The following is a 21357-nucleotide window of genomic DNA, read 5'->3' on the forward strand; positions in this document are numbered from 1 at the left end:
AACGACAGCCGCGCCCATCGTGCACAGGGCACCGGGTGCTCCCCGCAGCGAAATAAAGGAGGAGCGAAGCGGGGGACATTCGCGGAGGGGAGTACCCGGTGGCCTGCGCACGCGCCCCGAACAAGAGCGCCGAAACGCAAACACCAGAAGGCCGTGTGAAATAAAAGGGCAGACATCGTTCCTGCAGAATGCAGCGATGCCCCACAGCGTCTCCCTTATCAACACGATCGCCGCCGGCCTGGGGCTGGCGCTCGTGCTCGGGTTCCTGGCGGCCAGGCTGCGGCTGCCGGCGCTGGTCGGCTACCTGCTGGCCGGCGTGATCATCGGCCCGTTCACACCGGGCTTCGTGGCCGATGCAGGCATTGCCGCGCAGCTCGCCGAAATCGGCGTGATGCTGCTGATGTTCGGCGTCGGCCTTCATTTTTCCCTCGACGACCTGCTCGCCGTGCGCAAGATCGCGCTGCCCGGTGCGCTCGCGCAGATCGCCGTGGCCACGCTGCTCGGCGGCGGCCTCGCCCTATGGTGGGGCTGGAGCCTCGGCGCGGCGCTGGTGTTCGGGCTGGCGCTGTCGGTGGCCAGCACCGTTGTGCTGCTGCGCGCACTCGAAAGCCTGGGCATCCTCGATTCCTTCACCGGCCGCATCGCCGTCGGCTGGCTCGTCGTCGAAGACCTGGCCATGGTGCTGGTGCTCGTGCTGCTGCCGCCGCTGGCGGGTGCGCTGGGCGGCCAGAGTGCGCAGGCCGGGCCGGGCGATCCGCTGTGGCAGACGCTGGGCCTTACGCTGCTGCAGGTCGGCGGCTTCGTCGCTCTGATGCTGGTGGTCGGGCGGCGCGTGTTCCCGTGGATCCTCTGGCAGGTCGCGCGCACCGGCTCGCGCGAACTGTTCACGCTGTGCGTGGTGGCGGCCGCCGTGAGCATCGCCTTCGCCTCGGCGGCGCTGTTCGGCGTGTCGTTCGCGCTGGGCGCATTCTTCGCCGGCATGGTGATGCGCGAGTCGCAGTTCGCCCACCGCGCGGCGCAGGAATCGCTGCCGCTGCGCGACGCCTTCGCGGTGCTGTTCTTCGTGTCGGTCGGCATGCTGTTCGATCCCTCGGTGCTGATCGACCGGCCATTGCAGGTGCTGGCCGTGGTGCTCGTCATCGTACTGGGCAAGTCGCTCGCGGCCTGCGCGCTGGTGCTGGTGTTCCGCTACCCGCTGGGCACCGCGCTGACCGTCAGCGCCAGCCTCGCGCAGATTGGCGAGTTCTCGTTCATCCTGGCCGGGCTGGGCGTGTCGCTGGGCCTGCTGCCGGTGGAAGGACAGAGCCTGGTGCTGGCGGGCGCGCTGATCTCCATTGCCACCAACCCGCTGTGGTTCAGCCTGATCGTGCCGATGCAGAAATGGCTGCATGCCCGTTCGTCCTTCGCGCGCGGGCTCGAATCTCGCGACGACCCGCTGGCCGAACTGCCCACCACCACCGACGCGAAATACCTCTCGCGGCAGGTGGTGCTCGTGGGCTACGGCCGCGTCGGGCGCCGCATAGCCGCCGAACTCGACGCGCATGACATCCCGTATGTGGTGGCCGAGCAAAACCGCGAACTGGTCGAGAAGCTGCGCGAGGCCGGCACGCCGGCCGTGTGGGGCGACGCGGCCGATCCGGCCGTGCTGATCCAGGCGCACATCGCGCGCGCCCGCGTGCTGGTGGTGGCCACGCCCGACGCCATGAACGTGCGCCAGATGATGGAGACGGCACGCACCCTCAACCCCTCCATCCAGACCGTGATCCGCAGCCACAACGAGCAGGAGGCCCGGCTGCTCACGCAGGAAACCTCCGCCACCGTGTTCCTGGGCGAACAGGAACTGGCCCAGGCCATGGCGCGCGACGTGGTCCAGCGCGCCGTGTCGATGGCCGTGCCCGCTTGACGCCCGCCATGCCGTCAGAGGTCTTCGATGACCAGCGTGCGGTAGCGCTGGGCGATGGAATAGGGCACCGTGCGCACCTGCTCCATCAGGCGTTCGGCCGTCGCGCTGTCGCGGGTCCTGACCAGCAGGCCCGTGTGGCCTTCGTTCGCCAGCTTGGTATAGGCGCGTACGGTCGCGGCATCGGTGCCGGCGGACGGCAACGGATCCTCGGAGCTTTTCACGGTCGGCGTGATCTCGGCCAGCACCGTTTGCGCGGGAAGCAGGTAGACCTCGTCCCCGCTCATGCCTTTTTCGATCAGGCGGTGACCGATGCGGTTGGCATCTTCTGCGCTCGGAAACATCACCATCGAGTAGCCGGTCGGGTAAAAGGCGCCGCCGATGCTCGATCGCATGTTCGGTTCAAGGGTGAAATGCTTCATGATGCCTCCTGGCTCTTTTTGAAGGTTCTTCGAAGATCCCTGACTACAACATTAGGCCGCGCACGGGCCGGGCTCTGTAGGAGAACCCCGAAAGCACTGTCAACCGCATGGGTTCGCCGGCCATTCAGAACAGACCATCCCTGTCACGCCCACTTCCATGTCCTCATCAAGAAACGTCGCACTCACCGTCCATGAACTGGAAGCGGGCGAGTTCTATTGGGTGCTGATGGAGGCGGTCGACGACACGCCGGGCGAAACTTCCCACGTCTACATGCCGCTGGAGGCCGCCCAGGACCCCTACGCCACCTACTCGAATGCGCTGGTGGCGGGCGTGGCCGTGCTGCGGCGGCTGTTCGGGCCCGACGGGAAGCCCGCCTGACGTTCTCGGCGCGGCGCGGTGCCGCAGGCCGCTCTCTATAATTCCGCCCGCCCTGGTGTGTCAGTTCTTATTAACTGACTTGCGCCGGGCAACACGGTTCGAAGGTGCCCCGCACGCCATGTGATGGCCACGGGGTTAAACGGGAAGCAGGTGCGCCGCGTCGATCTTGACGCGTCAATTCCTGCGCTGCCCCCGCAACGGTCGGCGGATCTGGAAACCCTCACGCCCATGTCTGCTTCCACGCAGGCACGGGCAGCCACTGCGCATCGGCGTGGGAAGGCGAGGGTTTCGGCCGCGGTGTGCCATCCAACAGCACACCGCGGCGCTCCGCGAGCCCGGATACCGGCCTTCGCAACCGCCTTCGGACGCTGCGGGAGTGCGTGTCCGGGCCTGCCGCTTCGCGCCCGCGCGGACCACAGCAGTCCCTTCGCCTCTTCCGCGTCCTCTATCGGTCGGGAGCCTGCGGGGACGCGGGCCGGAGGAGAAGTCAAATGGGTCAGCAAGCATCGCCGGCGCGCGATGGCATGGGTACGCCGCTGCGTTGGGCGCGCCTTTCGGGTCTCTCATTGGGGTTAGGGCTGGCTTTCGGGCCTTCCGCAGTCTTCGCACAGTCGCCGGATGAAGCGGCCGGCGGGGGCCAGAGCCTGAAGCCGGTGCAGGTCGAAGCCGAGCGGCACACGCCGCTGGCCATCGACGAGCCCTCGCAGACCGGCAGCCGCCTCGGCCTCACACCGCTGGAAACGCCGGCCAGCATCGAGGTGCTGACGGGCGACACCATCCGCGCGCGCGGCGACGTCTCGGTGATCGACGCCGCCACCCGCGCCACCGGCATCACTGGCTCGCCCGGCCCCGGCAACGGCGGCACAGCCATGGCCGCGCGCGGCTTCTCGGGCCACGGCTCGGTGATGCAGCTGTTCGACGGCACACGCCTGTACGCGGGTGCAGGCACTGTCACTTTTCCGTTCGACACCTGGTCGGTCGACCGCGTCGAGGTGCTGCGCGGCGCGGCCTCGGTGATGTACGGCGAGGGCGCCATCGGCGGCGCGATCAACGTGGTGCCGAAGAAGCCCACGCGCGGCCCGATCCGGAATGAGGCGCTCATTACGCTCGGTTCCGACGCCACCCGCCAGGTGGCCTTCGGCAGCGGCGGGGCGATCAATGACAGGCTCTCTTACCGCTTCGACATCAGCCACCGCGCCACCGACGGTTTCATGCAGCGCGGGGAGGCCGAGAGCCTGGCCGTGGGCGCGGCCGTGCGGCTCGACGTGTCGCCGCAGCTGCAGTTCACGCTGTCGCACGACGAGGGCAGCCAGTCGCCGCAGCGCTACTACGGCGTGCCGCTGATCGACGGCCGCCTGGGCAGCCAGACGCTGCGCCAGAACTACAACGTGGACGACGCCGAGATCAAGTACCGCGACAAGTGGACCCGGCTCGACGCGCAGTGGGCGCCCAACGACGCCGTCACCGTGCGCAACCAGCTCTACCGGTTGGAGAGCAAGCGCCACTGGCGCAACAGCGAGACCTACACCTACAACGCCACCACGCGGCGCGTGACGCGCGGCGACTACCTGGAAATCGGCCACGACCAGGAGCAGATCGGCAACCGCACCGACGCCACCTTCAGGCATGGTCTGTTCGGCCTGGCCAACCAGGTGCTGGTGGGCTTCGACGTGAATCGCATCGACTTTCTAAGGTCGAGTGACGCGCCCTATGGCGGCCGCTCGGTGGTCGATCCCTTCGTCTTCAACCCCGGTTACTACGCCTCGCCCGTGGCCTATTTGTCGGACTATGAGACAAAGACCAGCACTCATGCCGTCTTCGCCGAGGACAAGCTGGCTTTCAACGAGCAGTGGTCGGTGGTGGGCAGCCTGCGTTGGGACCACGCGAAGATCGCGCGCACCGACCTACGGAATGCGGCGAACAACTTCAACAGGACCTTCGTCTACGCCACCGGCCGACTCGGCGTGGTGTATGCGCCCGATGCGTCGCAGTCTTTCTATGCGCAGGTGGCGCGCGCGGCCGATCCGCTGGGCTCGCTGGTGACCACTTCGGCCTCGCAAGCGGCCTTCGACCTCAGCACCGGCAGGCAGGTCGAGGTCGGCTACAAGCGCCAGCTGGCAGACAACCGCGGTGCCTGGACCGTGGCGGCCTATCGCATCGAGAAGAGCAAGCTGCTCTCGCGCGACGCGACCGACCCGACCCTCACCCAGCAGATCGGCAAGCAGTCGTCCGAAGGCATCGAGGCCACGCTCGACCTGGCGTTGACATCCACGCTGCGGCTCGAAGCCAACATCGCCAAGCTGCGTGCGCGCTACGACGACTTCAATGAGCTGGTTGGCCAGTCGCTGGTCTCGCGCGCGGGCAACACGCCCACGGGCGTACCGGAGGAGGCGGCCAACCTGTGGCTCGACTGGCGCTTCCTGCCGCATTGGGAGGCCGGGTTCGGCGTGCGCTACGTCGGCCCGCGCCAAGCCGACTCGGCCAACTCGCGCAAGATCGGCTCCTATACCGTGGCCGACGCCTCGGTGAGCTGGCAGGCGAACCCATCGTTGAAGCTCGCACTGCGTGCCTACAACCTGGCTGACCGGCGCTACCCGGTGTCGTTCTCGAACGGCGGCAACCAGTGGCTATTGGGCCGTCCGCGCTCGTTCGAGCTGTCGGCGCTGGTCAACTTCTGAGCGGCGCCCTCATGACTTCCGCATGGCGCCGCGCCTGGCCGCGCATCCGGCACTGGCTCTACTGGACGCACCGGTGGCTGGGCATCGGCGGCTGCCTGCTGTTCGTCATGTGGTTCGGCTCGGGCGTGGTGATGATGTACGTGGGGTATCCCCACCTCACGGACGAAGAGCGGCTGGTGGGGCTCGCGCCGCTGCGCTTCGAGCAGGCGGTGGTGTCGCCCATTGCCGCACTCGATGGACTGCTGCAGCCGCCGCAGCGCGTGGTGCTGGAGATGCAGGGCGGCAACAACCCCGAACCCGTGTGGCGCATCGTCGATGCGCGCGGCGGCCGGCACACAGTCTCGGCGCGCGACAACCATGTGCCCGGCCCGGTCGATGCTCCGGAGGCCGAGGCCATCGCGCGGGCTTTCTCGGGCCATGCCCGTGCGCATTGGGCCGAGACGCTGGAGCGCGACCAGTGGACCGTGCCGCAGGGCCTGGACCCGCTGCGCCCGTTGCACCGCATCGAGGTTGGCGACGCGGCCGGCACCGAGCTGTATGTGTCCTCGCGCAACGGCGAGGTGGTGCGCGACACCACGCGCCCGGAGCGCTTCTGGAACTGGCTGGGCTCCGTGCCGCACTGGATCTACTTCACGCCGCTGCGTGCCGATCCGCCGCTGTGGCACGACGTGGTGGTGTGGCTGTCGGCGGCGTGCATCGTCTCTGCCGTGACGGGCATCGTCATCGGCATCCTGCGGGTGCGCTTGCGGCGGCGGTTCCGCAACGGCGCGGTCACGCCTTACTCCGGCTGGATGGCGTGGCACCACATTGCGGGGCTGATCGGCGGTTTCTTCGTGCTGACGTGGATCGTGAGCGGCTGGCTGTCGATGAACCCCAACGGCTGGTTCCAACGCGGGCCGGTCGATGCGGCGGCGACGGCGCGCTACACGGGCGCCGGCACATCGCCGTTCCCGTGGCCGCCGGCTTTGCTTCCGACCGGCGAGGGCGCTGCCGCACCGCGCGAAGCCGTGCTGCTGTGGTTCGATGGCAAGCCGCTGCTGCAGCTGCGCGATGCGCAGGCCCACGTTCGCGTGATCGACGCCGCCACCGGCGCGATTGCATCGATAAGCCGCGAAGAGGTCCTGCGCGCGGCCCCGCACCTGCGGCCCGGATCGGCCGTCACGCAGGCCACGCTCCAGACCCACGAAGACTTCCATTGGTACGGCCATCACCGCGAGCGCATCGTGCCCGTATGGCGGCTTCAGTTCGACGACCCCGCGCGCAGCTGGATCTACATCGACCCCGCCAGCGGGCAGGTCGTCGGCAGCAACGACAGCAACTCGCGCCTGCGCCGCTGGCTCTTCAACGCGGCGCACAGCCTGGACTTTCCCTGGCTCATCCAGTACCGGCCGGCGTGGGATTTCGTGATGTGGCTGCTGTCGATCGTCGGCGCCGTGGCTTCTGCCAGCGGCGTGGTGATCGGCTGGCGCCGGTTGCGGCGCGCGCCTCGGCGTTCAGAACGAGGGCTTGCGCAAGCAAAGCCCATAGCCTAACAATCAACTTTCGCACTGCGGTGCATTTCAGGAGGTGCTCGATGCACATCGAACCAGGTCTCGTCGACGGATCCAAGATTTTCCTCAGCTACGCGACGGCGGCAGCCGCTCTTGCCTACACCGGCAAGGTCGCGTTCCAGATGCTCGTGAAGGACGGGCCCGCCGCGCTGGTGCTGCGCTCCGCCATCGCGGTGGCGCTGGTGTTCTGCTTCTTCGAGGTGTTCCCGCACCATCCGGTGGGCGTGTCCGAGGTGCACCTGATCCTGGGCACCACGCTGCTGTTGGTGTTCGGGCTGGCGCCCGCGGCCATCGGGCTGGCGGGCGGGCTGCTCGTGCAGGGCCTGTTCTTCGAGCCGCAGGACCTGCCGCAGTACGGCATGAACGTCACCACGCTGCTGGTGCCGCTGTTCGCAACTTCCGCGCTGGCACGGCGGATCGTTCCCGAAAAGCTGGCCTACGTGGACATCGGCTACCAGCAGGCCTTCAAGCTGTCGGTGGCCTACCAGGGCGGCATCGTGGTGTGGGTCGGCTTCTGGGCGCTGTACGGACGCGGTACCGGGCTCGAGAATCTGGGCCAGATCGCCAGTTTTGGCGCCGCCTACATGACCGTTGTGCTTGTCGAACCGCTGGTCGACCTGGGCGTGCTGGCTGCGGCCAAGGCCTGGCGCCGGCTGCAGGGCACCGCCTTCGTCGAGCGTCGCCTGTACGGCGGCGTCTGATCCGCGCTCCTCGCACGCGCTTTCTCTTCCCCGAGGGCGTCGCGGCCCACTTCGACGGTGCGCCGCCGGGCGCCCGTCTGCCGCTCATCCATCGCGCCGCCGTCATCGCCGGCGGCGTCTGAAAGATCCTTTCCATGACACAAGCAAACAACGCCAAGATCCCCGTCACCATCGTCACGGGCTTCCTCGGCAGCGGCAAGACCACGCTGCTGCGCCACATCCTCGGCAACGCGGAAGGCCGCCGCATCGCGGTGATCGTCAACGAGTTCGGCGAGCTCGGCATCGACGGCGAGATTCTTCGCGGCTGCGGAATCGGCTGCGACGACGAAGGCAACGAGCGTGCGGGCGCGCTCTACGAACTGGCCAACGGCTGCGTCTGCTGCACCGTGCAGGAAGAGTTCCTGCCCGTGATGCTGCAGCTGGCCGAGCGGCGCGGCGAGCTTGACGCGGTGCTCATCGAGACCTCCGGCCTCGCGCTGCCCAAGCCGCTGGTGCAGGCCTTCCAGTGGCCCGACATCGCCAACATCTTCACCGTGGATTCGGTGGTCACGGTGGTGGACGGCCCGGCCGCCGCCTCGGGCCAGTTCGCCGAAAACCCGCAGGCCGTCGACGAAGCACGCCGCGCCGATCCCAACCTCGACCACGAATCGCCGCTGCACGAGCTGTTCGAAGACCAGCTCTCGGCCGCCGACCTCGTGGTGCTCAACAAGACCGACCTGATGGACGACGCCACGCGCGCGAAGGTCGAGGCACTGGTGCGCGAAGAGTTGCCGCCCGAAGTGAAGATCGTCGCCGCCACCGAGGGCAGGCTGCCGCTCGCGCTGCTGCTGGGCCAGGGCCGTGAGGCCGAAGCCACCATCCACCTGCGCGAGAGCCACCACGACCACGAGGAAGACCACGACCACGACGAGTTCGACTCGCTCGTGATCGAGCTGCCGCCCGTGGACCGCGACAGCCTGCTGGCCGTGCTGGGCCAGCTGGTCGAGCAGCACACCATCTACCGCGTGAAGGGCTTCGTCGCCATTCCGGGCAAGCCGATGCGCCTGCTGGTGCAGGGCGTGGGCCGCCGCTTCGACCACCACTTCGACCGCCGCTGGCGCGATGGCGAGGCGCAGCGCACGCGCCTCGTGTTCATCGGCGAAGACCTTGACGAAGCCGCGCTGCGCAAGGCGCTGGAAGAGGTGAGTGCGGTCGCGGCCTGACCACCTGAACCGATGCACCTGCTGAGCACCCAGCCCGGACGTTTCGTCGAGGACGACAGCGTCGTCACCCGGCTCGATCAGACGCCGGGCGAGATCGTGGTGCTCAGCTCGGCCGACACCACGCTCGCGCTGCTCGCTGCCGCGCGCACGGCGCTGGGGGTCACCGACCCGAGCTATCCGTCGCTGCGGCTGGCCAACCTGATGCACCTGCGCCAGCCGGCCTCGCTCGATCTGTACATCGACGAGGTGCTGCAGCATGCGCGCGTGGTGGTGGTCGACCACCTGGGCGCGGAATCGGCCTGGGCCTACGGAATCCAGCAGCTCGAGAAGCTCGCCAAGCGCAAAGGCCAGCAACTCGCCATGTTTTCCGGCGACCTGCAGGAAGACGAAGACCTGCTCGCGCGCAGCACGGCGCCGCGTGCTGTGAGCCGCCAGCTTTGGCAGTACATGCGCAGCGGCGGCGCTGGCAATGCGATGCAGTTCCTGCGTGCGGTGGCTTTCCACGGCCTCGGCCATGGCGAAGCGCCGCTGCCGCCGCGCAGCCTGCCGCAGGTCGCGCTGCATGTGCCGCAAGGCATGGGCACGGCGCATGCCGTCGCCGGCATCGACGACCTGCGCGCCGGCTGGCGTGCGGGCGCGCCGGTGGTGGCGCTGGTGTTCTATCGCTCGCACCTGCTGTCGGGCAACACGGCGGCCTTCGATGCGCTCGCCGCGGCGCTGAGCGCCGAGGGGCTCAACCCGCTGCCGGTGGCGCTCGATTCGCTGAAAGACCCGCTGTGCCTGTCCACGCTGCGTGCGCTGTGCATCGAGCACGACGTGCAACTGGTGCTCAACACCACGGCCTTTGCGGCGCTGGGGCAGGGCGCGCAGAACGAAGAGGGTGAAGCGCTCGCGCTGGCCGGCGACGCACCCGTGCTGCAGGTGATCGTGAGTGGCGGCAACCGCGAGGACTGGCTGGCCGACAGCCAGGGCCTGCGCCCGCGCGACATCGCCATGCAGATCGCGCTGCCCGAGATGGACGGCCGCATCATCACGCGCGCCGTGAGCTTCAAGGGCCTGTCGCACCGCTGTGAACTCACGCAAACCGAGGTGGTCAGCTACCAGCCCGAGCCGGACCGCATCGCCTTCGTGGCCGAGCTGGCGCGGCGCTGGTGCCGGTTGCGCAGCCTGCGCGCCAACGAGAAGTGCATCGCGCTGATCCTTGCGAACTATCCGGGCAGCGAGGGCCGCATCGGCAGCGGCGTGGGGCTCGATACGCCCGCTTCGGTGATGGCGATCCTGCAGGCGATGGCGGCCGAGGGCTATGCGCTGGGCGAACCCGGCGCGATGCCTGCCGACGGCAATGCGCTGATGCGCAAGCTGCAGGAAGGCATTGCGAACGATCCCGTTCAGTGGGCCGCGCGGCCGGCGTGGCAGAGCTACGGGCTGGCCGAGTACCGCGTGCGGCTCGCGTCGCTGCCCGAAGGCATGGCCGACGCCATCGCCGCACGCTGGGGCCCGCCCGAGCAAGACCCGATGCTGCGGCGCGACCGCTTCATGATCGCCGGCCTGCGGCTGGGCCGCGTGTTCGTCGGCATCCAGCCCGCGCGTGCACTGGGCACTTTGGACATGGCCGACTATGCGAGCTACCACGACGCCGAACTGGTGCCGCCGCACAGCTACCTCGCGTTCTATTTCTGGCTGCGCGATGCATTTGCCATCGACGCGGTCGTGCACGTCGGCAAGCACGGCAACCTCGAATGGCTGCCGGGCAAGAGCATCGCGCTGTCGCAGGCCTGCTGGCCCGACGCGATCCTCGGGCCGCTGCCCAATGTGTACCCCTTCATCGTCAACGACCCGGGCGAGGGCGCGCAGGCCAAGCGGCGCACGCAGGCGGTCATCGTCGACCACCTGATGCCGCCGCTCACGCGTGCCGAGAACCATGGCCCGATGCAGGACCTGGAACGGCAGGTCGACGAGTACTACGACGCGCTGCTGGTCGACGCGCGACGCGCGAAGGTGCTGCGCGCGCAGATCCTGGCGGCGGTGCGGGCGCAGCATCTGGTCGAAGAGTTGGGCAGCCTGCCGGGCGCGCAAGACGATGCGGTGCTCGCGCGCGTGGATGCCTACCTGTGCGAGCTGAAGGAAACGCAGATCCGCGACGGGCTGCATGTGTTCGGCGCCTCGCCGCGCGAGCGGCTGCGGCGCGACACGCTGCTGGCGCTTGCGCGCTATCCGGCTGCGGACGGTGCGGGCGCCAATGCCGGACTGCTCGGCGCGTTGTCGCAAGACCTGCTGCCGGGCGAGGCGTTCGACCCGCTCGACATCGACGCGGCACGACCGTGGCAGGGCGCGCGTCCCGCGCTGCTGCAATCGGTGAGCACCGATGCGTGGCGGCATCAGGGCGATACGCGCGAGCGGCTGGAGCTGCTGGCGCAGCGCCTGCTGGAGCACAACACCTGTCCGTCCGGCATGCCGCATACCGCTGCGGTGATGGGCCGCGTCGAACAAGACCTCGCCCCCGCGCTTGACGCCTGCGGCACGCAGGAGCTGCTGCAGCTTTCACGCGCCCTGCAAGGCCGCTTCGTTCCGCCGGGGCCGAGCGGCTCGCCGTCGCGCGGCCGGCCCGACGTGCTGCCCACCGGGCGCAACTTCTACGCGGTCGATACCCGTGCCATTCCCACGCCCACCGCCTGGATGCTCGGCCTCAAGTCCGCCGCGCAGCTGGTCGAGCGGCACCTGCAGGAGCACGGCGACTATCCCGTGGCGCTGGGCCTCTCGGTCTGGGGCACGGCCACCATGCGCACCGGTGGCGACGATCTGGCGCAGGCCTTCGCGCTCATCGGCGTGCGGCCCAAGTGGGCGCCGGGCAGCCAGCGCGTGGTCGATTTCGAGGTGCTGCCCACGGTCGGCCTCGGTCGTCCGCGCATCGACGTGACGCTGCGCATCTCGGGCTTCTTCCGCGACGCGTTTCCCAATGCCGTGCAGATGTTCGACGCAGCCGTGCAGGCCGTCGCCGCGCAGGAAGACGAAGACGCCGAGCGCAACCCGATCCGCGCTCGCATCCTCAGCGAGGCCGTAGCGCTCGAAGCGAAGGGCGTGGCGCCCGAGGCCGCCCGCACGCAGGCGGGCTGGCGCGTGTTCGGCTCCGCGCCCGGCAGCTACGGCTCCGGCCTGCAACGGCTGTTCGATCATGGCGACTGGCAGACCGACGACGACCTGTCGAAGGCGTATGTCGGTGGCAGCGCCCACGCCTACGGCCAGGGCAGCGACGGCGTGCCCGCCACCGGCGCGCTGGTGCTCCGCCTGCGCGCGATGAACGTCGTGCTGCAGAACCAGGACAGCCGCGAGCACGACCTGCTCGACTCCAACGACTACTACCAGTTCCAGGGCGGCATGGCCGCCGCCGTGCGCCACCTGAGCGGCCGGCAGCCGGCCATGTACCACGGGGACCACGGCAACCCGCAGGCGCCGCGCGTGCGCACGCTGAAGGAAGAAATCAGCCGCGTCATCCGCGCGCGCGTGGTCAACCCGAAGTGGATCGATGGCGTGAAGCGCCACGGCTACAAGGGCGCCTTCGAGATGGCCGCGACGGTGGACTACCTGTTCGGCTTCGACGCCACCGCGCGCGTGGTCGGCGACCACCAGTACGCGATGGTCGCCGACGCCTACGTGCTCGACGAAGCCACCCGCGACTTCGTGAACGCGCACAATCCGCGCGCGCTGCACGACATGCTCAGTCGCCTGCTCGAGGCCATGCAGCGCGGCCTGTGGCAATCGCCCGGCGACTACAAGGATCAATTGGAAAACCTGCTGCTCGGCCACGAACAGCGGATGGAAGGACTATCGCTATGACCACTGCCGCCCCGATGCCGGTGCCTTTTCCCTTTGCCGCGATCGCGGGCCAACCGCAGCTGCGCCAGGCACTGCTGCTGGCCGCTGTCGATCCGGGCCTTGGCGGCGTGTTGATCGAAGGGCCGCGCGGCACCGCCAAGACCACGGCGGCGCGCGCGCTGGCCGAGCTGCTGCCGGGCGCACCTTTCGTCACGTTGCCGCTGGGCGCCAGCCTCGAAAGCCTCGTGGGCACGCTCGACCTCGGGCAGGCGCTGGCCGGCCACGAACTGAAGTTCGCGCCCGGCCTGCTGGCGCGCGCGCACGGCGGCGTGCTGTACGTGGACGAGATCAACCTGCTGCCCGATGCGCTGATCGACTCGCTGCTCGACGCGGCGGCCAGCGGCGTCAACGTGGTGGAGCGCGACGGCATCTCGCATCGGCATGCCGCGCGCTTCGTGCTGGTGGGCACGATGAACCCGGAGGAGGGCACGCTGCGCCCGCAGCTGCTCGACCGCTTCGGCCTGTGCGTGCAGCTGCGCAACATCGGCGATGCGGCCGAGCGGCAGGCCATCGTGCGTGCGCGGCTGGCTTTCGATGCCGATCCGCAGGGCTTTCGCGCGACGCATGCGCAGGCGCAAGCCGAATTGGCGGCCGCGCTGGTCCGTGCGCGTGCGCTCGTGGCCGATGCGTCGGCGCTGCCGTATGGCGACGCGGTGCATGAGGCGGTCGGTGCGCTGTGCATCGAAGCCGACGTCGATGGCTTGCGCGCCGATCTCGTGATGCTGCGCTCCGCTCGCGCGCTCGCGGCCTGGGACGGTGCGGGCGCCATCACCACCGGCCACGTGCAGCGCGTGGCCGAAGCCGTGCTGCTGCACCGGCGCAAGCCCGAAGCCGAGGCTGCGCCATCGGCAGCCCATCGCGCCGCAACGCCTGACGCGAATCCGAACGGCACCACGAACAACGCGGGAGACGAGGACTGGGGCGCCATGCCGCCTGAGCCCATTGGCATCGAGCGCGTGAAGCCGCTGCGCCCGTTGATCGCTCCCGCACAGGCCGTGCCAAAAAAAGCCTGAGCCTCCGGGACGCCGCACCCGCTGGCGCACGCCAGGGTGACCGGAGGCAGGGCTCGCAAAGGGATGCATGGCATGGCCTCGCCGCGCAGGGCGCGGCCTTCGACTGGCCGCGCACCTTTGCAGCGCGCGGTGCCGGCCATCTGCGCCCGGAGCACCTGCGCCACCGCCCGCAGCAGGCGCGCAGCGGCGCGCTGCATTGCTTCCTGCTCGACTGCTCGGCCTCGATGCGCAACGACGGCAACCTTGCGCGCGCCAAAGGCCTGCTGCTCTCGCTGATGCAGGAGGCCTACCAGCGCCGCGACCACGTGGCGCTGCTGTGCTTTGCCGGCGAGATGGTCGAACTGCGCCTGCCACCGCGCCGCGCCAGTGCCTGGAACGACGACTGGGTCGCGCCGATTGCCACCGGCGGCGGCACGCCGCTCGCATTGGGCGTGCACCGCGCTGGGCAATTGCTGGAGAAGAGCGAGTCGCGCCAACGCTGGCTGTGGCTGCTGACCGATGGCCGCAGCAGCGAGAGCCCCGCAAGGCCCGAGGCCGCGGACGTCGCCTGCGTGGTCGATTTCGAAGCGGCGCGCGTGCTCCTGCACCGTGCGCAGCAACTCGCCACGCGGTGGCAGGCGGGCTACCTCACCGCGGAACGGGCTGCCTGAATCGCCAGAACCACCACGGCCGACGAGTCTCTCGCAGGGAAGTTCGGGTACCGTACGGCATGCGTCTGAAACCCTGCTTCCTGGCCCTTGCCTCGACCCTGACAATGTCTGCCTTCGCGCAACCCGCGGAGCCATCGAACGGCGGGAATTGCAAGGCGCAGGAGGCAGCGCTCGAGCGTGACATGGCCCTCGCCCGCTCCAGGGGCCAGATGCTGCGCCGCCGGGAACTTGCCGAAACATTGAACGCACTGCAGATGCGCTGCAAGACGCCGGCGGCCGCGCAGAGCCGCGAAGTGCGCATCGAAAAGCTGGAGCAGGAAATTCGCACGCTCCGCTCGGAGCTCAGTCACGCCGAAGAGCAACTGCGCGGCCTGAAGAGCGAGTCGCCTTGACCGCTGCCCGCGTCACCACGGCAGGCCGCTGAACGGCGTCGTCGGGTCGGTTGTCGCAGCCGGGCCGTCCTGCTCCGCCACAGTCTCCGCGGGTGCCAGCATCGTCCCGCGGCAATTGGGCGAGCCGCAATGGCAGGGGTATTTCGACGGCGGCGAGCCGTCATCCGCCGTCAGCGAATAGTCGATGAACAGCTCGTCACCCGAGTCCACGGCCACCAGCGTCTGGAACTTCAGCACCATTTCGCCGCCCTCGTCGTATTCCTCGACGGCCTCGCAATTCGGCTCGCACGAGTGGTTCAGGTGGCGCGTGGCATTGCCGCCCTTGGCGCCGTCGATGGTCTCGTGGTTCGACAGCGTGAACAGGTAGGTGAGCTGGTCGTCCCAGACCTTGGTGGCGATCTCGGCCTTGGTGTAGCGGCGGCCTTCGTAGAGGCCGAGGAAGGCTTCGGGCGGCAGGTCGCGCGTGGCGAATGCGCCGAGGCCGTGCACGCCGCTGGGGCCTACCCGGACGAAAGGGGTGGAGGAGGTTTGCTTGCGATGCTTCATGGCGGAAGGGATGAGTCGTCGGGTGTCAGGGCTTCGGCTCGCCCAGCGAGGCCAGGCAGCCCACGATGGCGTCGGCCGCTTCGTCCAGCCGCGGGCCGGGGCGCATCATCAGGTCGAAGCGCGCCAAGGCGAAGCTGCACACGCGCCCGCGCTGGATGGCCGACATGGCCGACCAGCCGGGCCGCGAAGCCATGGCAGAGATTTCGCCGAGGGCCGACACCATCAGCACGTCGGGATTGGCGCGCACCACGAACTCGGGGCTCATCTTCGGGAACGGGCCGAGCGTGCCCGGCACGGCGTTGCCGAGTCCGAGGCGGGCCAGGGTCTCTCCGATGAAGGAACTCTCGCTGGCCGCGGCCATGCCGCCGTGCACTTCGAAGTACACGCGACGGCCCTGCCAGCCGGCCGGCACGCGGGCCTTGGCCGCGTCCAGCCCGGCGTCGAGCCTGCGCCAGAAGGCTTCGCCCGCGCCCGGGCGGCCGGTGGCGCGGGCCACGGTTTCCATCACGCGGCGCATGTCGGCGTGGGTCTTGGCGTCGAGCGCCAGCACCTTGATGCCCAGGCGCTCCAGCGGCTCGGCGGCGCGGCTGCGCGGACGCAGCAGCACCAGGTCGGGCTTGAGCGCGACGATGCGCTCGACGTTCGCGTCGTCGATGCCGCCGACCTGCGGCAGGCCCTTCACCGACACCGGCCAGTTGGCATGGCGGTCGATGCCCACGAGCCGGTCGCAGGCGTCGAGCGCGCAGACGGTTTCGGTCAGCGACGGCATCAGCGACACGATGCGCCTTGCCGGCGCCTGCAGCTCGAGCGTGGTGCCGCGGTCGTCTTCGAGGCGGATGCCCGCCGCGTGCGCCACCGAACCGACGCCCAGGGCCACGAAGGCCGCGGCCTTCGCGATCTGGCGGGCGGCGGAGGAAAACGGCGGGCGCGGGGCGGGGGGCGGCGGGGCGGTGGAGTTCATCGAGGCGGGCGTTGTGGGTCGCTATTGTCGCGTTGCCTGCATGCGCAGGCGCCGCGCCGCTTCTTCCTCGCGTGCGTCGTCCACCTCGCGCATCACGTTGCGCAGGTCGACCGGACCGGTCTCGCGCACGAACGTGCCCGTCAGCTCCGTCTCGGGGCGCAGCAGGCCGCGTTGGTACAGCTGCCAGATCTCTTCGCCGTAGTGCGTGCGCAGCAGCGCGGGCGCGAACTGGCCGAAGAAGTTGCGCAGGTTCTCGACGTCGCGCAGCAGCATGCGCCGCGCGTGGTTGTTGCCGGCAGCGTCCACCGCCTGCGGCAGGTCGATGATCACCGGCCCGTCTTCGGCCAGCAGCACGTTGAACTCGGAGAGGTCGCCGTGCACGATGCCGGCGCACAGCATGCGCATCACCTCTTTCAGCAGGCTGGCGTGGTGGCGCAGCGCGTCTTCGGGCGAGAAGACCACGTCGTTGAGACGCGGGGCGGCGTCGCCGTGGGCGTCGGTCACGAGGTCCATCAGCAGCACGCCCTCGAGGAAGTTGTGCGGCGTGGGCACGCGCACGCCCGCGGCGGCCAGGCGGTAGAGCGCATCGACCTCGGCGCTCTGCCAGATGGCCTCGGTCACCTTGCGGCCGAAGCGCGTGCCCTTGGCCATGGCGCGGGCCTCGCGGGTGTTCTTGACGCGCCGGTTCTCGGTGTAGTCGACGGCCTGGCGGAAGCTGCGCTTGTCGGCTTCCTTGTAGATCTTGGCGCAGCGCGTCTCGTCGCCGCAGCGCACGACGTAGACCATGGCTTCCTTGCCGCTCATGAGCTGGCGCACCACGGTGTCTATCAGGCCCTCGTCGATCAATGCCTGCAGCCGCTGGGGTGCCTTCATGGCCGTGCCTCCAGGAAGGTCCGCAGGCTTTGGGTGTCGATTTGATAGAGGCCGTCGTAAAGCCGCGCAGGCGCGGCACGGGTTTCAAGCATGGTGGTTGGCCTTGACAAGTGAACGGGCCACTGCCGGCACGTGCGTGCTCTGGCAGCGGCGTTTGAATCGGGGCGGTTTGTGGTCGACGGGGCGGGTGATGGCCGCGCTGGGCAGACCGGCTACGCGGTCGACGCGTGAACGATCAGTTCGGATGAGGCCCGGCAAACCGCACGTTGGCAGGGGCTTGAATTGCAGTGTCTTCCATCGCGCACCTCCGCTTTCTGTGTGGTTGTCGAAGCGACGAATGTAGCGGGCTTGCCGCTTGCTGTGAAGTAGGTCAGCCGAAAGCCGCGCGCAGCCTTGCCGCGAGCCGGTTCGCTTCGGCGGCGGTGGCGACGTTGGTGAAGCCCATCAGCAAGCCTGCGTCACAGTGCACCGCAATGGCGCGGCTCGACAGCGGCTGGCAGTTGAGCCCCGCCTGCTGTGCGCGGCGAGCCAGCGACACGTCGCTTTCGCGGCGCTGGTCGAAGCGCGCGATCAGGTGCATGCCGCCGCTGCGCAGGTCGATGCGAACCCCGTCGCCGAAGGCCTTCAGCAAGCCGGCCACGAGCATCGCGCGGCGCCGCGCATAGAGCAGCCGCATCTTCTTCAGATGGCGCGAAAAGTGTCCGTCGCGCATGAAGTCGGCCACCACGGCCTGCGTGATCTGCGGGCTGCCGTTCGACCATGTTCGCGCGGCTTCCTCGAAGCGCGTGCGCAGCGATTCGGGCATCACCACGTAGCCCAGCGCCAGGCCGGGGTAGAGCACCTTCGAGAAGCTGCCCGCGTACAGCACGCGGTGATGCCCGTCGAGGCTCTTGAGCGCGGGCAGCGGCGCCCCGGCATAGCGGTACTCGCCGTCGTAGTCGTCCTCGACGATCCATGCGTTCGCCTGCGAAGCCCATTCGAGCAGCTGCAGCCGGCGCGCGAGTGACATCGATACGCCCAGCGGCGCCTGGTGCGATGGCGTGACGATGGCCATGCGCGCCTTCGGCGCCTTGCGCAGGCCGCGCGCCACGACGAGCCCGTCGTCGTCCACCGGCACGGGCACCGCGTGCTGGCCGACAGCGCGCAGCACCTCCAGCGTCGGCGGAAAGCCCGGGTCTTCGACCCACACGCGGTCGTCCTTCTTCAGCAGCGTGCGTGCGACGAGCGCGAGCGAGGCGCGATAGCCGCCCGTCACCAGCACCTGCGAGGCATGGCACGACACACCGCGCGATACCAGCAGGTAGGCCGCGATGGCCTCGCGCAGCGGCGGGTGGCCGCAAGGATCGCCATAGAACATGTCGGCCGCGTTCATGGCGCGCGCTTGCCGGGCCACGAGGCGCGACCACAGCTTGCGCGGAAAGGCATCGAGCGCCGGAATGCCCAGCTGCAAAGGCGGTGGGTCGCGCGGCTGCGTGAGCGAGCCGCCGGGCACTGGCCCATCCGCGTGCCGGGGCTCTCGCCGCGCCGGCCGATGCGGTGGAAGCGAAGGCGAGACCACGGTGCCCGCCTGTCCGCGCGAAGAGAAATAGCCTTCGCCCATCAGCTGGTTGTAGGCCGCCTCGACGGTGCCGCGCGCTACGCCGAGGTCGCTGGCCAGGCCGCGCGCCGATGCCACGCGGTCGCCCGGGCGCAGCTGGCCTTGCTCGATAGCGGATCGGTAGCGCTCGTAGATCTGCCTGAACAGCGGCGTTTCTCTTGCGCGGTCGAGCTTGGGAACGTCTGTCGATGTGTGGAGCGTAGGTGTCATGGCCTGGTCAGTTTTGCGATTCTTGGCTCTTTTCGATGGGGCATCGTAGACCTAGGATCGACCTCATGAACAGCCTGGAAGGAGGAAATGCAATGAACGAGAAGGTATTTCTGGCAGGCGCCACCGGGGCGGTCGGCACCGCGCTGGTTCCGCTGCTGATCGAAGCGGGCTACACCGTGCACGGCGGCACGCGGCGCAAGGACCGCGCGCACGCGCTGGAGGCGCGGGGCGTGCATCCGGTGGTCGTCGATGTGTTCGATGCGGCGGCGTTGCGAGCCGCGCTGGTGCGCATCGCGCCGTGGAGCGTGATCCATCAGCTCACCGACCTGCCCAAAGACCTTGACCCGAGCCGCATGGCCGAGGCCTTGGTGCTCAATGCACGCGTGCGCGCCGAAGGCACGCGCAACCTCGTGGCCGCCGCGCAGGCCGCGGGCGCGAGCCGGCTGGTGGCGCAGAGCATCGCCTGGGTCTATGCCCCGGGGCCCAGGCCTTTCACGGAAACGCAGCCGCTCGACATGCAGGCCGAAGGCGCCCGCCGCCTGACTGTGGGCGGTGTGGCCGCCCTGGAGCGGTGCGTGATGGCCGCGCAGGACATGACCGCCACCGTGCTGCGCTATGGGCAGATCTACGGGCCGAACACCTCGACCGACACGCCCAAGGGCCCGAGCCCGCTGCATGTCGAAGCCGCGGCACGGGCTGCCTTGCTGGCACTGCAGCGTTCGACCGGTGGCATCTTCAACATCGCCGAAGATGGCGCCGAGGTCAGCAGCGAGAAAGCAAAGCGCGCACTGGGCTGGCGCGCCGATGCACGGTTGCAGCAAGGAGCCACGCCATGAACACGATGCCTCTTGCCCTGCGCCGCCATGCGCCCGCCGGGTTTGCGGTGCTGGCCGTCGCCGCTGCAGGCTGGGCATTGCTGCCGCACCCGAGCAGGCAATCGACCGTTCAGTTCATCGACGACCTCTGCAGCACGGTGGGCCGCCCGATGTTCGCTTCGGCGCCGGCCCCCGAGGGCTCCGCCGCTGCGGCGCGGCCCGGGGTCTCGACGAAGGTGATCTCCTGCGAGTCGCTGCCCAACGTGCCGGGCAAGTCGGTCACCACCGTCATGGTCGACTTTCCGCCGATGGCCTATTCGCCGGCCCACCGGCATCCGGGCTCGGTGACCGCCATCGTCCTCGACGGCACGGTGCGTTCGCAACTGGGCGGAGGGCCGGTGGGCGACTACAGGTCCGGCGAAACCTTCTTCGAGCCGCCGGGAACGCTGCACCTGTTCGCGGAGAACCCCGATCCGGTGAAGCCTGCGAGGCTGGTGGCGGTGTTCGTGACCGAAGAGAACTGCGGGCCGCTGGTGCTGCCGCCCTGAATGGACGGCATTACCTTGTTGTAATCGGCGTGTCAGCCGTTGGCTGGATGGGCTTTCTAGAGTGCGGCGCGTGAAGCTTCTCTTCATCGTTCGCCATCAACCTCTAGGAACAACCATGAAACACGCATTCCGCGCCACAGCCTTCGCCTCGCTGCTCGCCGTTGCTGCCGCGGGCGCAGCTGCATCGGGCACGCACGACAGCGCCATCGGCAAGCCCGGCGTGGCCACCAAGGCGGTTCGTACGGTCCAGATCGACATGGCCGACAGCATGCGCTTCACGCCGGCCGACATCAGCGTCACGCAGGGCGAGACCGTGCGCTTCGTGGTCAGGAACTCCGGCAAGCTGAAGCACGAACTGGTGCTCGGCACCGAGCAGGACTTGAAGGCGCACTACGCGGCCATGATGAAGAGCCCGGAGATGGAGCACGCCGAGCCGAACATGGTGACGCTCGCGCCGGGCAAGACCGGCGAGGTCGTCTGGCAATTCACCAAGGCGGGGAAGATCGACTTCGGGTGCCTGCAGGCGGGGCACTACGACGCGGGCATGAAGGGCGCGGTGAACGTGGCCAGCGCCAAGGGCAAATAGGCGAACGGCGAGGTGAGTTCGCGCGCTAGACGACGCGCTCTTCGATCGGCCCCACGCGATCCGGATAGAACGCCACGTGGTCCTTGATCTGCGCGACCGGCTCGTAGGGCGACTCGTAGGTCCACACCGCATTCACGGAGCGCTCGCCGCCGGCAGGAATGCTGTAGTAGTTGCACTCGCCCTTGTACGGGCAATAGGTCGCGTGCTGCGTGCGCTCCAGCAGCGACATCCTGACGTCCTTGCGGGGGATGTAGTGCACCGTTCCGAAATGCGTTTCGCGCAGTGTCAACGCTTCGCGCGTGTCGGCGATGACGCGGCCGTCGACCGACACCACCACGCGCAGCGGGTTCGGTGTGATCGTGATCGGATGATCGGGGCCGGGGGTCTTGATGGTGCGTTCCGCGGTAGCGAACATGAGAATGCTCCTTCGGTCAGTTCGGGTTGACGCAAGAATCGGCGGA

At 69.0% G+C, this 21357-nt stretch carries 19 protein-coding genes and 1 riboswitch; of the genes, 13 read left to right on the plus strand and 6 right to left on the minus strand.

Annotation, left to right across the window (positions count from 1 at the left end; all coding sequences use genetic code 11):
- Positions 1-196: 196 nt before the first annotated feature.
- A complete protein-coding gene (gene ybaL, locus ASC92_RS25440; RefSeq protein ID WP_056521393.1) occupies positions 197-1903 on the plus strand; it encodes a YbaL family putative K(+) efflux transporter in 1707 nt (568 codons plus the stop codon).
- Between the two features lie 14 nt (positions 1904-1917).
- On the opposite strand, the gene ASC92_RS25445 is transcribed toward ybaL, so the two are convergent.
- Positions 1918-2322: a hypothetical protein gene (locus ASC92_RS25445; protein ID WP_056521396.1), complete on the minus strand. Its 405-nt coding sequence runs from the start codon at positions 2320-2322 to the stop codon at positions 1918-1920.
- A 157-nt stretch (positions 2323-2479) separates the two neighbouring features.
- Here ASC92_RS25445 and ASC92_RS25450 point away from each other — a divergent pair, with 157 nt between their 5' ends.
- The 9 genes from ASC92_RS25450 (at position 2480) to ASC92_RS25490 (ending at position 14760) form a co-directional block, all read left to right on the plus strand.
- Positions 2480-2701: a hypothetical protein gene (locus tag ASC92_RS25450; protein ID WP_056521399.1), complete on the plus strand. Its 222-nt coding sequence runs from the start codon at positions 2480-2482 to the stop codon at positions 2699-2701.
- An 85-nt stretch (positions 2702-2786) separates the two neighbouring features.
- Positions 2787-3067, plus strand: a riboswitch (cobalamin riboswitch).
- Positions 3068-3192: 125 nt separating this feature from the next.
- Positions 3193-5379, plus strand: coding sequence for a TonB-dependent receptor (locus ASC92_RS25455; protein ID WP_056521402.1), 2187 nt, complete (start codon positions 3193-3195; stop codon positions 5377-5379).
- Between the two features lie 11 nt (positions 5380-5390).
- Positions 5391-6911: a PepSY domain-containing protein gene (locus ASC92_RS25460; protein ID WP_056521405.1), complete on the plus strand. Its 1521-nt coding sequence runs from the start codon at positions 5391-5393 to the stop codon at positions 6909-6911.
- Between the two features lie 41 nt (positions 6912-6952).
- The gene (locus ASC92_RS25465) at positions 6953-7630 is read left to right on the plus strand and encodes an energy-coupling factor ABC transporter permease (RefSeq protein WP_056521407.1); all 678 of its coding nucleotides are present in this window, start codon (positions 6953-6955) and stop codon (positions 7628-7630) included.
- Positions 7631-7764: 134 nt separating this feature from the next.
- Positions 7765-8832, plus strand: coding sequence for a cobalamin biosynthesis protein CobW (gene cobW / locus ASC92_RS25470; RefSeq protein ID WP_056521411.1), 1068 nt, complete (start codon positions 7765-7767; stop codon positions 8830-8832).
- Between the two features lie 12 nt (positions 8833-8844).
- Entirely contained in the window at positions 8845-12666 is a 3822-nt protein-coding gene (gene cobN, locus ASC92_RS25475; protein WP_056521414.1) for a cobaltochelatase subunit CobN, read from the plus strand.
- The gene (locus ASC92_RS25480) at positions 12663-13718 is read left to right on the plus strand and encodes an ATP-binding protein (RefSeq protein WP_056521417.1); all 1056 of its coding nucleotides are present in this window, start codon (positions 12663-12665) and stop codon (positions 13716-13718) included. The genes cobN and ASC92_RS25480 overlap by 4 nt, the downstream gene beginning before the upstream one ends.
- Positions 13719-13921: 203 nt before the next feature.
- Positions 13922-14368: a vWA domain-containing protein gene (locus ASC92_RS25485; protein WP_268810484.1), complete on the plus strand. Its 447-nt coding sequence runs from the start codon at positions 13922-13924 to the stop codon at positions 14366-14368.
- A 104-nt stretch (positions 14369-14472) separates the two neighbouring features.
- Positions 14473-14760, plus strand: coding sequence for a DUF1090 family protein (locus ASC92_RS25490; protein ID WP_082519719.1), 288 nt, complete (start codon positions 14473-14475; stop codon positions 14758-14760).
- A gap of 12 nt (positions 14761-14772) precedes the next feature.
- Here the strand turns inward: ASC92_RS25490 and ASC92_RS25495 are convergent, their stop codons facing one another.
- From ASC92_RS25495 to ASC92_RS25510, 4 genes are all read right to left on the minus strand, one after another.
- Complete coding sequence (locus tag ASC92_RS25495) at positions 14773-15306, minus strand: SET domain-containing protein (RefSeq protein WP_056521426.1); 534 nt, start codon at positions 15304-15306, stop codon at positions 14773-14775.
- 25 nt (positions 15307-15331) lie between these two features.
- The gene (locus tag ASC92_RS25500) at positions 15332-16267 is read right to left on the minus strand and encodes an ABC transporter substrate-binding protein (protein ID WP_056521429.1); all 936 of its coding nucleotides are present in this window, start codon (positions 16265-16267) and stop codon (positions 15332-15334) included.
- A 21-nt stretch (positions 16268-16288) separates the two neighbouring features.
- Positions 16289-17140 carry a PA4780 family RIO1-like protein kinase gene (locus ASC92_RS25505; RefSeq protein WP_056521432.1) on the minus strand — a complete coding sequence of 284 codons (852 nt, stop codon included), beginning with the start codon at positions 17138-17140 and terminating at the stop codon, positions 16289-16291.
- Positions 17141-17510: 370 nt separating this feature from the next.
- The gene (locus tag ASC92_RS25510; RefSeq protein ID WP_056521435.1) at positions 17511-18947 is read right to left on the minus strand and encodes a PLP-dependent aminotransferase family protein; all 1437 of its coding nucleotides are present in this window, start codon (positions 18945-18947) and stop codon (positions 17511-17513) included.
- 92 nt (positions 18948-19039) lie between these two features.
- Here ASC92_RS25510 and ASC92_RS25515 point away from each other — a divergent pair, with 92 nt between their 5' ends.
- The 3 genes from ASC92_RS25515 (at position 19040) to ASC92_RS25525 (ending at position 20896) form a co-directional block, all read left to right on the plus strand.
- The gene (locus ASC92_RS25515) at positions 19040-19783 is read left to right on the plus strand and encodes an NAD-dependent epimerase/dehydratase family protein (protein WP_056521439.1); all 744 of its coding nucleotides are present in this window, start codon (positions 19040-19042) and stop codon (positions 19781-19783) included.
- Entirely contained in the window at positions 19780-20310 is a 531-nt protein-coding gene (locus tag ASC92_RS25520) for a cupin domain-containing protein (protein ID WP_056521441.1), read from the plus strand. Before ASC92_RS25515 ends, ASC92_RS25520 begins: the two co-directional genes overlap by 4 nt.
- A 115-nt stretch (positions 20311-20425) precedes the next feature.
- A complete protein-coding gene (locus tag ASC92_RS25525; RefSeq protein WP_056521444.1) occupies positions 20426-20896 on the plus strand; it encodes a plastocyanin/azurin family copper-binding protein in 471 nt (156 codons plus the stop codon).
- 25 nt (positions 20897-20921) lie between these two features.
- Here the strand turns inward: ASC92_RS25525 and ASC92_RS25530 are convergent, their stop codons facing one another.
- Positions 20922-21311, minus strand: coding sequence for a DUF427 domain-containing protein (locus ASC92_RS25530; protein ID WP_056521448.1), 390 nt, complete (start codon positions 21309-21311; stop codon positions 20922-20924).
- Positions 21312-21357: the final 46 nt, after the last annotated feature.

It is taken from the genome of Variovorax sp. Root411, from assembly GCF_001425205.1.
In the GTDB taxonomy this organism is placed as follows: domain Bacteria; phylum Pseudomonadota; class Gammaproteobacteria; order Burkholderiales; family Burkholderiaceae_C; genus Variovorax.

Excerpts from the sequence above, each read along its gene's own strand:
- ASC92_RS25510 (WP_056521435.1), bottom strand. The coding sequence starts at position 18,947 with ATGACACCTACGCTCCACACATCGACAGACGTTCCCAAGCTCGACCGC.
- ASC92_RS25445 (WP_056521396.1), bottom strand. The coding sequence starts at position 2,322 with ATGAAGCATTTCACCCTTGAACCGAACATGCGATCGAGCATCGGCGGC.
- ASC92_RS25505 (WP_056521432.1), bottom strand. The coding sequence starts at position 17,140 with ATGAAGGCACCCCAGCGGCTGCAGGCATTGATCGACGAGGGCCTGATA.
- ASC92_RS25460 (WP_056521405.1), top strand. The coding sequence starts at position 5,391 with ATGACTTCCGCATGGCGCCGCGCCTGGCCGCGCATCCGGCACTGGCTC.
- ASC92_RS25480 (WP_056521417.1), top strand. The coding sequence starts at position 12,663 with ATGACCACTGCCGCCCCGATGCCGGTGCCTTTTCCCTTTGCCGCGATC.
- cobN (WP_056521414.1), top strand. The coding sequence starts at position 8,845 with ATGCACCTGCTGAGCACCCAGCCCGGACGTTTCGTCGAGGACGACAGC.
- ASC92_RS25515 (WP_056521439.1), top strand. The coding sequence starts at position 19,040 with ATGAACGAGAAGGTATTTCTGGCAGGCGCCACCGGGGCGGTCGGCACC.
- ASC92_RS25525 (WP_056521444.1), top strand. The coding sequence starts at position 20,426 with ATGAAACACGCATTCCGCGCCACAGCCTTCGCCTCGCTGCTCGCCGTT.
- ASC92_RS25495 (WP_056521426.1), bottom strand. The coding sequence starts at position 15,306 with ATGAAGCATCGCAAGCAAACCTCCTCCACCCCTTTCGTCCGGGTAGGC.
- ASC92_RS25465 (WP_056521407.1), top strand. The coding sequence starts at position 6,953 with ATGCACATCGAACCAGGTCTCGTCGACGGATCCAAGATTTTCCTCAGC.
- cobW (WP_056521411.1), top strand. The coding sequence starts at position 7,765 with ATGACACAAGCAAACAACGCCAAGATCCCCGTCACCATCGTCACGGGC.
- ASC92_RS25455 (WP_056521402.1), top strand. The coding sequence starts at position 3,193 with ATGGGTCAGCAAGCATCGCCGGCGCGCGATGGCATGGGTACGCCGCTG.
- ASC92_RS25530 (WP_056521448.1), bottom strand. The coding sequence starts at position 21,311 with ATGTTCGCTACCGCGGAACGCACCATCAAGACCCCCGGCCCCGATCAT.
- ASC92_RS25490 (WP_082519719.1), top strand. The coding sequence starts at position 14,473 with ATGTCTGCCTTCGCGCAACCCGCGGAGCCATCGAACGGCGGGAATTGC.
- ASC92_RS25450 (WP_056521399.1), top strand. The coding sequence starts at position 2,480 with ATGTCCTCATCAAGAAACGTCGCACTCACCGTCCATGAACTGGAAGCG.
- ASC92_RS25520 (WP_056521441.1), top strand. The coding sequence starts at position 19,780 with ATGAACACGATGCCTCTTGCCCTGCGCCGCCATGCGCCCGCCGGGTTT.
- ASC92_RS25500 (WP_056521429.1), bottom strand. The coding sequence starts at position 16,267 with ATGAACTCCACCGCCCCGCCGCCCCCCGCCCCGCGCCCGCCGTTTTCC.
- ybaL (WP_056521393.1), top strand. The coding sequence starts at position 197 with ATGCCCCACAGCGTCTCCCTTATCAACACGATCGCCGCCGGCCTGGGG.